Below are 12,513 nucleotides of genomic sequence, written 5' to 3' on the forward strand. Positions count from 1 at the left end.
CGTCAGAAGAAGGTGTGCAGGAAGTCGACGACGCGCGGACGGTCGGCCCCGGCGTCGTCGATGACCGGGATCAGCCGCCATTTGTCGAAAGCGGTGCAGGGGTGCGACAAACCGAGCCGCACCACGGTGCCGACGGGCAGGTCCGCGGGCGTGCCGCCCGGCAGCCGGAGGAACGCGTGCTGGTCGTTGAGCGCCGAGATCGTGGCGTCCAGCCCCTGCGGGATCGGGAGCCCCTCGTCGAAGGGCAAATCGCGCTTGCCCGCGTCCAGCAGGGCGAGGCCGGGCTCCGGCCGGGAGACGGTGCGCGCCCAGCCGTGCATGGCCGAGCGCAGGGGGCGCTCGCTGCGGGAGGCGGCCAGCGGCGAGATGCCGGCGTAGAAGCCGTCGTCGTGGATGATGTAGGCCCCGGACCGCAGCACGACCGTGGTCGGAACGCCTTGCGCGCCTTGCTCGTCGGCGAGCGGACCCAGGCTTTCGACGACCAGATCGGGGTAGGCGCTGCCGCCGGCGGTGATGATCGCGCCCTCGGGATACGCCGCGGCCTCGGCGAGTTCGCGGTGCAGGCGCGCCACCTCGGTGAGGTAGCGGCGCACCGCGGCCAGCGCCACCGGCTTGCGGTCGTGCGCGAGCGCGCCCTCGTAACCGCCCACACCGGCCAGCACCAGGTACTCCGAGCGGCCGATCGCCGCCGCGACCGCGTGCGCCTGGGCGACGCTGCGCGCGCCGGTGCGGCCGTGTGGCCCACCGAGTTCCACGATCACCCGCAGCCGCGTGTGCGCGCCGGCCGCGCGCAGGTGCTCGTCCATCACGGCGACGGTCTCGACGCTGTCGGCCCAGCAGTAGAACTCGAAGGCCGGGTCCTGTGCCGATTCCGCGGCGATCCAGCGCAATCCGGCCGGATCGACCAGCGCGTTGGCCAGCAGGACGCGGCTCACGCCGAACGCGCGCGCCGCCTGCACCTGCCAGATGGTGGCGAAGGTCAGGCCCCAGCTGCCCGCGGCGAGCTGCTGGGCCCACAGCTGCGGTGACATCGTCGTCTTGCCGTGCGGGGCGAGCCGGACGCCGGCCGCGGCGGCCCAGTCGGCCATCACCGCGACATTGGCGGCGACGGCCGCGCGGTCGACGGTGAGCAGCGGCGTCTGGAACTCGTCGAGGTGCGGACCGGAATCCAGGAACTGCCGCGCGGTGCGGCCCCAGGCCGCGGGCGGCAGGCTCTTGTGCTCGGGGCCGAGCCGCCGATCGTGCAGTGCGGCAACGGCTTTCTCGTCGATCGCCACCTCGCTCCTTCCCGCGGATTCGGCTCCGCCGGTTATGCTGTTCATGCATTGCATATTTTGCAACGTATGTTGCACATTGTGTTTGGTGTGGTTATTCTGCACGGGATGGCCGATAGCCGCAAGAGCAGAAGGGAGATCGGAGTGACGTGGCCTACTACGTCACCGCGCCCACGGGCGGTGACAGTCGGGGAGGGGCTCGCGGTTCTGGTGGCGCGGCCGGGTCCGCTGGAGGAGTCCGAGACCTTCGAGCGCACCGCCGGGGGCGCCGAGGCGAACGTGGCCACGGTGCTCGCCCAACTCAACGTCGAGGCCACCTGGCTCTCGCGCGTCGGCGACGACGGCTTCGGCCGGTACCTCACCGGGCATCTGGCCGCGCGCGGGGTGGATGTCTCCGCCGTGGTCACCGATCCGGCCCGGCCCACCGCCGTCTATGTCAAAGAGCGCGGCAGCGGATCCGGGAAGGCGACCGATCTGGGCGCGAGCGACAGCCGAATGCTCTACTACCGCAACGGTTCCGCGGCCAGCGCGCTGTCCACCGCGGATCTCGACGCGGCCGCCGGTGTCCTGGAAGGCTGCGAGCTGGTGCATTTCACCGGCATCACCACCGCGCTCTCCGGCTCCGCCACCGGGCTCACCGAAGCGCTGATCGCGCTGCCGCGGCGCGGGCGGCTGGTGAGCTTCGACCTGAACTTCCGCCCGGCGCTGTGGGCGGCGCGGGCCGGCGACGCCCCGGCGATCCTGGCCCGGCACGTGCGCGGCAGCGACATCGTCTTCCTCGGGGCCGATGAAGCCGAGGCGGTGTTCGGCACCGGCGACGCCGACCGGCTGCGGGCGCTGTTTCCCGAACCCGCGCATCTGGTGATCAAGAACAACGAGCACTCCGTCACCGGCTTCTCCGGCGCCGAGCGGGCCGAGGTGCCCGCCCTCGCGCTCGAGATCACCGAGCGGATCGGGGCCGGTGACGCCTTCGCCGGCGGTTACCTCGCGGCGCTGCTGCACGGGCGGCCCCTGGTCGAGCGCTTGCGCTTCGGTCACCTGTGCGCGGCGGCGGCCCTGACCGGCACCGGCGACGGCGCGGATCTGCCTGCCCCGCAACGGCTTGCCGCCCTGGCCGCGAGCAGCGCCCCGGAGTGGGACCGGGTGCGCTACACCGACGCGGTCGTGGCCGAGAATGTGGCGTCATGAGCCAGAGTCTGTTGCGCGCGTTGACAATCCTGATCTCCCTCGGCGAGGACGAGCGATCGCTGGAGCAGTTGGCGGCCGAGCTCGGCGTGCACAAGTCGACGGTGCTGCGGCTGTTGCAGACCATGGAATCGCAGCGCTTCGTCACCCACGATCGCGAGCACCGCTACGTGCTCGGCTCCCGGCTGTTCGAACTGGCCAATCAGGCGCTGGAACGCCGTGACGTGCGAACCTTGGCGCGGCCGCATCTGAGCGCGCTCAACACCGCCACCGGCCAGACCATCCATCTGGCCACCTACGAGGCCGGTGAGGTCGTCTACATCGACAAGTTCGACGCCATCCAGAGCGTGCGCATGTATTCGCGGATCGGGCGGCCCGCGCCGCTGCACTGCACCGCCGTCGGGAAGGTGCTGGTCTGCGCGCAGCCGCGCGCCCAGTGGCGGGCGATCGCCGAGCGGATCGAATACCGCAAGTTCACCGAGCGCACCATCCTGACTCCCGACGGCTACCTGGCCGAGCTGGAACTCGTTGCGGCGCAAGGCTATGCCGAAGACCACGAGGAGCACGAGACCTTCGTCAACTGCATCGGCGTCCCGGTCCGCGACGGCACCGGCGCGGTGGTGGCCGCGGTCTCCATGTCGGTGCCCGACATGCTGCTCGACCACGATCAGGTGCTGGCGCGGCTGCCGCAGGTACGCGCCGCCGCCGATGCCGTCTCCACCGAACTCGGCTGGACCCCCGGCCGCGACACCCCCACCCCGAAAGGCTGACCATGAGCAAGAAGATCGCCGTCCGCACCACCGACGCCCCCGCCCCCGCGCACACCTTCTCCCAGGGCGTGCGCAAGGGCCCGTTTGTCCAGGTCTCCGGCCAGGGCCCGGTCGACCCGGCCACCAGCGAATACCTCTACCCCGGCGACGTCGCCGCCCAGACCACCCGCACCCTGCAGAACGTCAAGGCCATCATCGACGCCGCCGGCGCCACCTTCGACGACGTCGTCATGCTCCGCGTCTACCTCACCAAGCGCGAAGACTTCGCGATCATGAACGAGGCCTACGGCGCCTTCGTCACCGCCCACACCACCGGCGACGTCCTCCCCAGCCGCACCACCGTCTTCACCGGCCTGCCCCGCGCGGAAATGCTCGTCGAGATCGACGCCGTCGCCATCGTCACCGAGTGAGGCGTAGCCGCTGATGCGCTGGTCGGGTGGGGGTGGGGGAGGGCCTGGTTCGATGCGAATTGCCCAGTGGGGTAGTGGAAGTCACTCGTTGACGGGGTCGGGTATGACGGTTTACGTTAGCTAGAGCAACGAGTTTTGTGTGCGTACGGCCCGCTCAGATCCGGAAAGAGAGAGCGCGATGACCACCGACTTCGAGGTTCGAAGCTATCCATTCGGCGAACCGTTCCGGCTCGAGATCGATCCCCTGCTGGCGCGGCTGCGCCGCGAGGAACCCGTGGCGCGGATCCGATTGCCCTACGGCGGGGACGGGTGGCTGATCACCCGGTACGACGATGTCCGGCTGGTGCTGGCCGACCAGCGGTTCAGCCGAGCGCTGGCGGTGGACCGCGAGGACGTGCCGCGCGCGACACCGGAACCGCCGCGCGGGGATTCGCTGCTCAGCATGGACCCGCCCGAGCACACTCGGCTGCGGAAACTGGTGGCCAAGGCGTTCACCGGCCGCCGCGTGCAGGCGCTGCGCCCGCGCGCCCAGCAGATCGTGGACGGTCTCCTCGACGCGATCGAGGAGACCGGCCCGCCCGCCGACCTCGTGCGGCACTTCGCGCTGCCGCTACCGGTCACCCTCATCTGCGAAATGCTCGGCGTCCCCACCGAACAGCAGCATCGCTTCCGCGATTTCTCCGACGCGATCCTGTCCACCACCGCCTACACCCGCCCTCAGATCGCGGCCGCCCGTGCGGGATTGGAGGGCTACCTGGCCGAGCTGATCGCCCAGCGCCGCGCCGAGCCCGCCGACGATCTGCTCAGCGCGCTGGTCTCGGCTCGCGACGACGACGATCGCCTGAGCGAGAAAGAACTCGTCAACCTGGGCGTCGGCATCCTCATCGCCGGGCACGAGACCACCGCCAACCAGATCGCCAACTTCACCTACGTCCTGCTCACCGAACCCGGCCACTGGGACCTGTTGCGGCACAACCCGGATCAGGTGCCCGCGGCGGTGGAGGAGTTGCTGCGCCACGTCCAACTCGGTTCCGGCGGCGCCTTCGCCCGCATCGCCACCGAGGACGTGGAGCTCAGCGGCGTCACCGTACGCGCGGGCGAGGCGGTCTTCGTCAACACCCAGGCCGCCAACCGCGACGAGGCCGTGTTCGCCGACCCGGAGAACCTGGACCTGTCCCGGATCAGCAACCCGCACATGGCTTTCGGGCACGGCGCGCACCACTGCCTGGGCGCCCAGCTGGCCCGCCTGGAACTCCAGATCGCCCTGGACACCCTGCTGCGCCGGTTCCCCGCGCTGCGCTTGGCCGTGCCCGTCGACGAAGTCCCTTGGAAGAGCGGCCTGCTGGTGCGCGGGCCGAAGGCGCTGCCGGTCGCCTGGTGACCGCGCATGACATTTGTCATGGCTTGACCATGGCGGAGTCACCGGGATTCGGTGACTGCGCTTACTACTGACACCGTCCGCGGTCCGCGATCGTTGATCGTATGAACAACGCACATCGCACACCTCGGAACCACCCGATCGACGATGTCATCACCGCGCGCGGCCTGCGCCGCACCTACGGCGCCGGCAAGACCGCGTTCGAAGCGGTCAGGGGCGTCGACCTGCAGGTGCTCGCCGGTGAGGTCTTCGCCCTGCTGGGCACCAACGGCGCCGGAAAGACGTCCACGCTCGATCTGCTCGAAGGTCTCGCCGCGCCCACCGGCGGCGAGGTCGCGGTCTTCGGCCTCGACCCGCGCCGCGACCGCGCGGAGGTGCGGCCGTTCGTGGGCACCATGCTGCAGTCCGGCGGGCTGCCCGCCGAACTGACCGTGCGCGAAGCGCTGGAGATGTGGCGCGGGACCTGCACCGCCCCGACCACGGCCGACGCCGTGCTCGCCCAGGTCGACCTGACCGACCGGGCCGGCGTGCGCGTCGGCGCGCTCTCCGGCGGCGAGCAGCGCCGCGTCGATCTGGCCTGCGCCCTGCTGGGCCGGCCCAAGCTGCTGTTCCTGGACGAGCCGACCACCGGCCTGGATCCGGAAAGCCGCCGCGCCACTTGGCGATTGCTCGCCGACCTCAAGGCCGCGGGCGTGACCATGGTGCTCACCACGCACTACCTGGACGAAGCCGAGGCGCTGGCCGACCGGATCGCGATCATGCACAAGGGCGCGATCGCCCGCTCCGGCACGCTGCGCGAGATCGTCGACGGGCATCCCGCCCGGATCGTCTTCGACCATCCGGGCGTGCCGCTGCCGCCGCTGTCCGGCGCGCGGATCGACGCGCAGTCCCGGGTCACCGTCAGCACCCACGATCTGCAGGGCCACCTCTACGAACTGCTGGGCTGGGCCGGCGCGCAGGGCCTGCGCCTGGGCGGCCTGGAGGCCCGCGCCGCCTCGCTGGAGTCGGTCTTCCTGGACATCGCCGACGAACCGGCCGCCACCCCCGAACTGATCGGAGCCACCCGATGATCGACACCGCCACCCCGCCCACCGGTTTTCGCCGCCGCCCCCTGGCCGCGCTGGCCAAGGCGGAGTACCTGCAATTCCGCCGCAACAAGACCCTGGTCTACATGGCGACGGTGTTCCCGATCGGCCTCCCGCTGGTCACCTTCTTCCTCGCCCGCGACGGCAAAGCGCCGACGGCCGCCATGGCCGCGACGGCGTTCGAGTTGCTCGCATTGCTCGCACTGCTTTTCGTGCAGTACTACTCGGTGCTGTCGATGGTCACCACGCGTCGCGGGGAAGGGGTGCTGAAGCGGTTGCGCACCGGGGAGGCCACCGACTGGCGGATCCAGACGGCCCCGGCGATTCCGGGCCTGGGGGTGACGCTGGTCTGCACCGTCGTGGTCGCCGCGGTGGTCTACGGGGCAGGCACGCCCGCCCCGGTCAATCCGCCGGCGATCGCGCTGGCCCTGCTGGGCGGCGCCGTGCTGTTCTCCCTGCTGGCGCTGGCGACCAGCGCCGTGACCAAGAACGCGGAGGCCGCGCAGATCACCTCCATGCCGGTGATGATCGTCGCGACCCTCGGGATGGGATCGCTGCGCAACATCCTGCCCGATCGTCTGGCCGCCGTGGCCGATTGGACGCCGTTCGCCGCGGTCTCGGACCTGATCTCGCTGGGCGCGGCCGGCAAACTCGCCACCGCGGCCTCCTCCGACGCGGCCCTGGACTTCGCGGGCACGTGCGCCGAACTCGGGCGCCCGTTTGCCACACTGGCGCTATGGACGGTCCTGGCACTGGCGCTGACCCGCAAGAGTTTCCGATGGGACGACCGGGGATGACCCGCCTGACCGCATGGTGGCACGGGTTGTCGGGCGCGGCCAAGTTCCGCTTCTACACCCGGGTCACCCTGCAGGTCACCGTGGCCGCGCTGGTCGTCGTCCTGGTGAGCACCTCGGTGCGATCCCCGGCGGCGATCGCCGGCGTCGTGGTCTCGGGCCTGGCGGCCATCCTCGCGCTGGAGGTGCAGCCCGTGCTCGCGCTGTCCTCGGACATCGTTCCGCGCCGCAGGGCCATGCAGGTCGCCGTCGTGCTCCTGGTGCTCGTGTGGCTGGGCTTCGCCTGCTACGCCCGCCTGGCCGAGGACGAGCACGCCGTCGACCAGGCCAGCATCTCCGGCGTCTACGCGGCCATGCTCGCCATCTTCTCGATCGCCTCGTTCCTGCCGCGGCACCGCTGGCCGGCGATCATCGGTATCGGCGTCGCCACCGGCCTGGCCTACGGCTCCTCGCCGCGCACCGGGTTGGTCGCGGCCGCGATGACCATCGGGGCGGGCGCTCTGATCGGCGGGACCATGGTCCTCACCATCTGGGCGCTGCGGGTCGTGGACGAGCTGGAGCGGGCCCGGGTCGTCGAGGCCGATCTGCAGGTCGCCGAGGAGCGGCTGCGCTTCTCGCGTGACCTGCACGATGTCGTCGGCCGGGGCTTCTCCGCGATCGCCGTGAAAAGCGAACTGGCGGCCGCTCTTTCGCGCTCCGGGGACACCGGTCGGGCCGCCGCGGAAATGGACGAGGTGAAAGCGCTGGCGGTCGAGTCGATGGGCCAGATGCGCCAGCTGGTGCGCGGCTACCGCGGCATCGACCTGCTGGCCGAGGTGGCCGGAGCCCGCTCGCTGCTGTCCGCGGTGGGGTGCCGGCTGGTGGTCGAGGGGGACGCGGCGCGGGTGCCGGCCCGCTACCACGAGGTCGCCGCCTGGGTGGTGCGCGAGGGCACCACCAATATTGTCGAGCATTCCGCGGCGACCTCCGCGGTGCTCGTGCTCGGCGACGCCGGCATGTCCCTGCGCAACGACCGCCCGCGCGGGACGCCGGGGGAGCTGTCCGGGCTGCGCGGCCTGGCCGAACGGCTCGCCGCCACCGGCGCGAGCCTGGACATCGATGCCACCGGCGAGGCGTTTCGCCTCGACATACGTTGGGAGAAGAAGTGATTCCGGTTCTGCTGGCCGACGACGAGACGCTGATCCGGGCCGCGCTGGCCACGCTGCTCGACCTCGAGGCCGAGCTCGAGGTGGTCGGTCACGTGGGTTCCGGTGAGGAACTGCTCGCCGTCTGGGAGCGCCGGGTGGCCGAGCAGGCGCCGGTGGCGGTCGCGGTGATCGATCTGCAGATGCCCGGCATGGATGGGATCGAGACCGCCGTGCGACTGCTGCGACTCACTCCCGGCGCGGGGACCCTGATCGTCACCAGCCACGGCCGGCCCGGCTATCTCAAACGCGCGCTCTCGGCGGGCGTGCGCGGCTTCCTGCCGAAGACCACCTCGGCCTCGACCCTGGCCCAGGTCATCCGGACGGTGCACGAGGGCGGGCGCTACGTCGACCCGGAACTGGCGGCCGAGGCGATCAGCGCCGGTGACACCGTGCTCACCGGTCGCGAGGCCGATGTGCTGGAGTACGCCCTCGACGGCGCTTCCGTCGACGAGATCGCCCGGCGCGCCCACCTGTCACCCGGGACGACACGTAACTACCTGTCCTCCGCCATGGCCAAACTCGGTGTCGCCAACCGGTACGAGGCCGCGCTCAAAGCTCGCGAAAAGGGCTGGATCTAGCCCGATTTCGGCAACCTGATGGAGTTCTCATGAAAACCCGTACGGCCGCCTTGACGGTGGCCCTGTCCCTGCTGGCCCTGACCGGGTGCACGCGATCCGAGCCCGAACCGTCGCTGTCGCGCTACTACGACCAGCAGCTCGCGTTCGGCGGCTGCGCCGGATATGCCACGACCGAGAACGACGACAAGGCGTTCACCAGTCGCGCGGATCTGAGTTGCGCGCGGATGGAGGTGCCGCTGGACTACCAGCGGCCCGACGGCCGGACCGCGCAGATCGCACTGCTGAAAGTGCCTGCGCGCGGCCCGAAGATCGGTTCCCTGGTGCTCAATCCGGGCGGACCGGGCGGCGCGGGGATGAGCCTGGCCGTCGCGGCCGCGAAGCTCTGGGCCGACAATCCGATCACCGAGCGCTTCGATCTGATCGGTTTCGATCCGCGCGGCGTCGGCGCGTCGACTCCGGCCGTGGATTGCTTCGGCGACGCGGACTACGACGCCGGGCAGGTGGCGCTGCCCATGGCCTCGGTGCCGGGCCGCTGGACGGCCGAGGAGACCAGAGCGCTGATGGACCGGTGCGCGCAACGTTCCGGTGGCCTGGAGGTGTTCTCCCACCTGGGCACTCGCGACGCCGCCCGCGACATGGACGTGCTGCGCGCCGCGGTCGGTGACGACAAGCTGAGCTACGCCGGGCTCAGCTACGGCACCCGCCTGGGCGCGGTCTACGCGGAGATGTTCCCGCAGCACGTGCGGGCGCTGGTCCTGGACGGTGCGGTGGACCCGCTGATCGGCACCGTGCCGCGGCGCATCCAGCAGTTCACGGCGTTCCAGCGGTCCTTCGAGAAGATGGCCGCTGATTGCGCTACCCGCCCGGGCTGCGCGCTGGGGACCGACCCGGCGAAAGCCACCGAGACGTTCCTGGCCATCACGCGTCCGCTGATCGATCGTCCCGTTCCGGCCGGAAACGGCAGGCAGCTGGATTTCGCGGCGGCCGTCGGTGGTGTGGGCGCGGGACTGTACGACGCGTCGGCGTGGCCCGCGATCCAGCAGGGCATCGCCGAAATCGCCACCGGCCGCGGCGATATCCTGCTCGGCCTCGGTGACGCGTTCAGTGGCCGGGGCGCGGATGGTCGCTGGCCCAACATGCTCGAAGCCAACTACGCGATCAACTGCCTCGACGAGGAGCGTCGTACTCCCGAGCAGGAGACCGAGCTGCGTCGCCGGATCCTCGCCGTCGCCCCCTTCGTGGATCCCGGCACCGGGGCCGACGGGGCCCGCGACGGCTGCGAATTCTGGCCGGTGGCACCGACTCTGGGCTACCCGCACGCCACCGGTATCGAAAACCTGCCCGCACCCCTGATCGTCTCGACCACCGGCGACCCCGCCACGCCGCACTCGGGCGGCATCAGCCTCGCCGAAACCCTGCGCGGCGCGCTGCTGACCGTGGAGGGCGAACAGCACACCGCGTCGCTGGCCGCCAATCCCTGTGTCGACGCCGCCGTCGCGGACTATCTGGTCGACCTGAAACCACCGGCCCCGGGCGCGCGCTGCACCCTGTGACCCCTCCGTACGCGCTGCGGCGGAACGGCTTCCGATGTAACACCGGCCCGCCGAATCAGGGTTATACAGCCGTTGCGGCCCGAGAGGGGTGGTCGCAACGGTTTCGAGTACAGAGTTTCGGACAGGAGATCAATGATGACCACTGAAGTCCGCCGGCACCGGAGACTACGGTCGGCGCTGGCGCGCACGGCCTTGGCCGGGTCGGTATTGCTCGTGCCCGCCGCGGTGATCGCCCCCGCGTTCGCGACGCCGACCGTCACCACGCCCGCGCCGACGACACCAGCGCCACCCGTCACCACCACGACCCCCGCGCCGCCGGTGACGACTACTCCCGCACCGCCTTCCACCACGACGCCCGCGCCGAAACCGCCCGCGATGTGCCCGGGCGGCGGCATCGACACCGGGCTCGGCTGCCCTGGCCCGGCCGATGAGGACGACTACGACTCCGACGGATTCGATCGCTTCGGCTACGACCGTGCCGGTTACGACCGCTGGGGTTATGACCGCTCCGGCTACGACCATTCCGGTTACGACCGCTGGGGCTACAACCGCTTCGGCCTGGACCGTTCCGGCTACACCCGTGCGGGCTGTGGTCGCGACGGCCAGGACCGCCCCGACGCCGATCCGCAGGCGTGTGCCGAATGGCGCAAGAAGCTCTCGACGGGCAGCGCGGGCTGACCGACGCTGTCGATGCCGCCGCCGGAGTGTTCCGCGCGGCGGCATCGTCGTTTCCGGACCCGGCTCACGGACCCTCGAGCAATTCGGCCAGCCGCAGCGTGTCGCGCAGATAGCGCTCGTAGGGGAATCCGGCGTCGAGCAGGGCCTTGCGGAGTTCGTCGTAGAGCGGTTTTCCGCTGTCGTGGAACGCTTTCCGGCCCGTGGCCGTCGTGCTGACCAGCCGTCGACGGCCGTGCGCGGGGTCAGGGTCCACGCGCACCAGCCCCGCCGCCTCCAGCGGCCGCAGCGCCCGGCTGATCGCCGGGTCGGAGACCGACAGCGCCCGCGCCAGCTCGTGCTGAGTCACCGGCTGGATCTCCTCCAGCGTGCCCAGCAGCCGCATCTGGCTGTAGGTCGGCCCGCCCGCGTCGTCGGCGCGCTTGCGCGCGGCCTCGCCGAGCAGGAACACGACCCGGTGCAGCAAATCGGCTAGTCCATCATCCACGTGTCGAGCCTAACAGAGTCTTTACTAGTTAATATTAATCATGCAAGACTCAGGAGTATGAACGAGCTTTCCTACCTCGCCCAGTCCGCTGTCCCGCTGCTCTGGCCGCTGCTCGCGGTCATCGGGGCATACCTGCACACCCGCCGCAGCCCGTCCCGGCACGCCGCGCTGGAGCTCTGGCAGCGCTGGTGGGCCGCCGTCGCGCTGGGCCTGGGCAGCCTGTGGATGACCCTCGCCTTCCTCGGCGCCCCGGAGGTCATGGCCACCGCGATCGGCTTCGCCCAGACGCCTTTCGAATTCGAGATCGCCTTCGCCAACCTGGCGCTGGCGGTGATGGGCTTCCGCGCCGCCATGCCCGCGACCACGGCCCGCGAGCGGATCACCCTCGGCCTCGGCGCGGGCATGTTCCTGTGGGGCGCCCTGATCGGCCACCTCTACCAGTGGTTCGCCCACGGCGATCACGCGCCCGGCAACACCGGCGGCGTCCTGGTCCACGACCTGCTCGTCCCGGCGGTCATGGTCGTCCTGGCCCGCCGATCCCAGCGCCTCGCCGCCGAGCCCGCCGGCCTGGTCGCTCGCGCGGCCTGAGCGCCCGCCCCGAAAATGCCTGGCGCGCGGGAAAACACGGTTGTACCTTGCCGATCAGGCAGCACACCGAAGGGGAGGGGCGTGATGGGCTTCAGTCGCACCCGAGGCGGCACGGCGGTGCTCACCGCCGTGCTCGCCCTGATGACCGCCACTGCGGCCTGCGGCCGCGTCGACGACCCCGCCCTCGCGGGCGACACCTGGCTGACCACCTCGGCCATCTCGCCCAGCGGCCGCTACCGCGCCACGATCCAGCCCGCAGAAAACCTGATGGCCACCATCTCGATCCTCGAAACATCCACCGGCGCCCAAACCTGCACCGTCGGCACCTTCAGCCGCAGCCGCAACCACCGCTTCGGCGTCGGCTGGCTCACCACCGAGCCGGACCGCCTCTTCGTCTACTCGGGCGACGTCGCCCACCACCAGGCCGACCGAACCCCGACCGGCCAGTGGACACTGTCGACCGTCCCCGAGCAGAACCTCCCGGCCGAAGTCCGCACCTGGTGGTAGCGCCAACCGGCGCATTTAGATCGATAGTTGATATAGTTTCGT

At 70.8% G+C, this 12,513-nt stretch carries 14 protein-coding genes; 12 read left to right on the forward strand and 2 right to left on the reverse strand.

Annotation, left to right across the window (positions count from 1 at the left end; genetic code table 11):
- Positions 1 to 2 precede the first annotated feature (2 nt).
- Positions 3 to 1,322 carry an amino acid deaminase gene (locus AB0I43_RS01420; RefSeq protein ID WP_357430929.1) on the reverse strand — a complete coding sequence of 440 codons (1,320 nt, stop codon included), beginning with the start codon at positions 1,320 to 1,322 and terminating at the stop codon, positions 3 to 5.
- A gap of 96 nt (positions 1,323 to 1,418) precedes the next feature.
- On the opposite strand from AB0I43_RS01420, the gene AB0I43_RS01425 reads away from it, so the two are divergent.
- The 10 genes from AB0I43_RS01425 to AB0I43_RS01470 all read left to right on the forward strand — a co-directional run bounded on the left by AB0I43_RS01425 (position 1,419) and on the right by AB0I43_RS01470 (position 10,892).
- A complete protein-coding gene (locus AB0I43_RS01425; protein WP_357430931.1) occupies positions 1,419 to 2,462 on the forward strand; it encodes a sugar kinase in 1,044 nt (347 codons plus the stop codon).
- Complete coding sequence (locus AB0I43_RS01430) at positions 2,459 to 3,229, forward strand: IclR family transcriptional regulator (RefSeq protein ID WP_356972399.1); 771 nt, start codon at positions 2,459 to 2,461, stop codon at positions 3,227 to 3,229. The genes AB0I43_RS01425 and AB0I43_RS01430 overlap by 4 nt, the downstream gene beginning before the upstream one ends.
- A 2-nt stretch (positions 3,230 to 3,231) precedes the next feature.
- Positions 3,232 to 3,639 carry a RidA family protein gene (locus AB0I43_RS01435; protein WP_356972400.1) on the forward strand — a complete coding sequence of 136 codons (408 nt, stop codon included), beginning with the start codon at positions 3,232 to 3,234 and terminating at the stop codon, positions 3,637 to 3,639.
- A 178-nt stretch (positions 3,640 to 3,817) separates the two neighbouring features.
- Positions 3,818 to 5,020 carry a cytochrome P450 gene (locus AB0I43_RS01440; RefSeq protein WP_357430933.1) on the forward strand — a complete coding sequence of 401 codons (1,203 nt, stop codon included), beginning with the start codon at positions 3,818 to 3,820 and terminating at the stop codon, positions 5,018 to 5,020.
- Between the two features lie 101 nt (positions 5,021 to 5,121).
- Positions 5,122 to 6,087, forward strand: coding sequence for an ABC transporter ATP-binding protein (locus AB0I43_RS01445; RefSeq protein ID WP_357430935.1), 966 nt, complete (start codon positions 5,122 to 5,124; stop codon positions 6,085 to 6,087).
- Positions 6,084 to 6,899 carry an ABC transporter permease gene (locus AB0I43_RS01450; protein WP_357430937.1) on the forward strand — a complete coding sequence of 272 codons (816 nt, stop codon included), beginning with the start codon at positions 6,084 to 6,086 and terminating at the stop codon, positions 6,897 to 6,899. The genes AB0I43_RS01445 and AB0I43_RS01450 overlap by 4 nt, the downstream gene beginning before the upstream one ends.
- Positions 6,881 to 8,044 (forward strand): histidine kinase, encoded by a 1,164-nt coding sequence (locus tag AB0I43_RS01455; protein ID WP_357430939.1) that lies wholly within the window; start codon positions 6,881 to 6,883, stop codon positions 8,042 to 8,044. Before AB0I43_RS01450 ends, AB0I43_RS01455 begins: the two co-directional genes overlap by 19 nt.
- The gene (locus AB0I43_RS01460) at positions 8,041 to 8,661 is read left to right on the forward strand and encodes a response regulator transcription factor (protein ID WP_356972405.1); all 621 of its coding nucleotides are present in this window, start codon (positions 8,041 to 8,043) and stop codon (positions 8,659 to 8,661) included. The genes AB0I43_RS01455 and AB0I43_RS01460 overlap by 4 nt, the downstream gene beginning before the upstream one ends.
- Before the next feature lie 29 nt (positions 8,662 to 8,690).
- Complete coding sequence (locus tag AB0I43_RS01465) at positions 8,691 to 10,214, forward strand: alpha/beta hydrolase (RefSeq protein ID WP_357430941.1); 1,524 nt, start codon at positions 8,691 to 8,693, stop codon at positions 10,212 to 10,214.
- 135 nt (positions 10,215 to 10,349) lie between these two features.
- On the forward strand, positions 10,350 to 10,892 hold the full coding sequence (locus AB0I43_RS01470) for a hypothetical protein (RefSeq protein ID WP_357430943.1): 543 nt from the start codon (positions 10,350 to 10,352) through the stop codon (positions 10,890 to 10,892).
- A 64-nt stretch (positions 10,893 to 10,956) separates the two neighbouring features.
- Here the strand turns inward: AB0I43_RS01470 and AB0I43_RS01475 are convergent, their stop codons facing one another.
- A complete protein-coding gene (locus AB0I43_RS01475; RefSeq protein WP_357430945.1) occupies positions 10,957 to 11,376 on the reverse strand; it encodes a MarR family transcriptional regulator in 420 nt (139 codons plus the stop codon).
- Between the two features lie 57 nt (positions 11,377 to 11,433).
- Here AB0I43_RS01475 and AB0I43_RS01480 point away from each other — a divergent pair, with 57 nt between their 5' ends.
- Both AB0I43_RS01480 and AB0I43_RS01485 read left to right on the forward strand, forming a co-directional pair.
- Positions 11,434 to 11,964: a DUF6790 family protein gene (locus tag AB0I43_RS01480; RefSeq protein WP_357430947.1), complete on the forward strand. Its 531-nt coding sequence runs from the start codon at positions 11,434 to 11,436 to the stop codon at positions 11,962 to 11,964.
- An 81-nt stretch (positions 11,965 to 12,045) separates the two neighbouring features.
- Positions 12,046 to 12,471 (forward strand): hypothetical protein, encoded by a 426-nt coding sequence (locus AB0I43_RS01485; protein WP_357430949.1) that lies wholly within the window; start codon positions 12,046 to 12,048, stop codon positions 12,469 to 12,471.
- The last annotated feature ends 42 nt before the right edge of the window (positions 12,472 to 12,513 follow it).

The sequence above is a fragment of the Nocardia sp. NPDC050435 genome (assembly GCF_040655395.1).
In the GTDB taxonomy this organism is placed as follows: Bacteria; Actinomycetota; Actinomycetes; order Mycobacteriales; family Mycobacteriaceae; genus Nocardia.

What these genes read in the sequence shown, in the direction of transcription:
- AB0I43_RS01420 (WP_357430929.1), bottom strand. Translation starts at nt 1,322, where the DNA reads ATGAACAGCATAACCGGCGGAGCCGAATCCGCGGGAAGGAGCGAGGTG.
- AB0I43_RS01430 (WP_356972399.1), top strand. Translation starts at nt 2,459, where the DNA reads ATGAGCCAGAGTCTGTTGCGCGCGTTGACAATCCTGATCTCCCTCGGC.
- AB0I43_RS01435 (WP_356972400.1), top strand. Translation starts at nt 3,232, where the DNA reads ATGAGCAAGAAGATCGCCGTCCGCACCACCGACGCCCCCGCCCCCGCG.
- AB0I43_RS01440 (WP_357430933.1), top strand. Translation starts at nt 3,818, where the DNA reads ATGACCACCGACTTCGAGGTTCGAAGCTATCCATTCGGCGAACCGTTC.
- AB0I43_RS01445 (WP_357430935.1), top strand. Translation starts at nt 5,122, where the DNA reads ATGAACAACGCACATCGCACACCTCGGAACCACCCGATCGACGATGTC.
- AB0I43_RS01450 (WP_357430937.1), top strand. Translation starts at nt 6,084, where the DNA reads ATGATCGACACCGCCACCCCGCCCACCGGTTTTCGCCGCCGCCCCCTG.
- AB0I43_RS01455 (WP_357430939.1), top strand. Translation starts at nt 6,881, where the DNA reads ATGGGACGACCGGGGATGACCCGCCTGACCGCATGGTGGCACGGGTTG.
- AB0I43_RS01465 (WP_357430941.1), top strand. Translation starts at nt 8,691, where the DNA reads ATGAAAACCCGTACGGCCGCCTTGACGGTGGCCCTGTCCCTGCTGGCC.
- AB0I43_RS01470 (WP_357430943.1), top strand. Translation starts at nt 10,350, where the DNA reads ATGACCACTGAAGTCCGCCGGCACCGGAGACTACGGTCGGCGCTGGCG.
- AB0I43_RS01480 (WP_357430947.1), top strand. Translation starts at nt 11,434, where the DNA reads ATGAACGAGCTTTCCTACCTCGCCCAGTCCGCTGTCCCGCTGCTCTGG.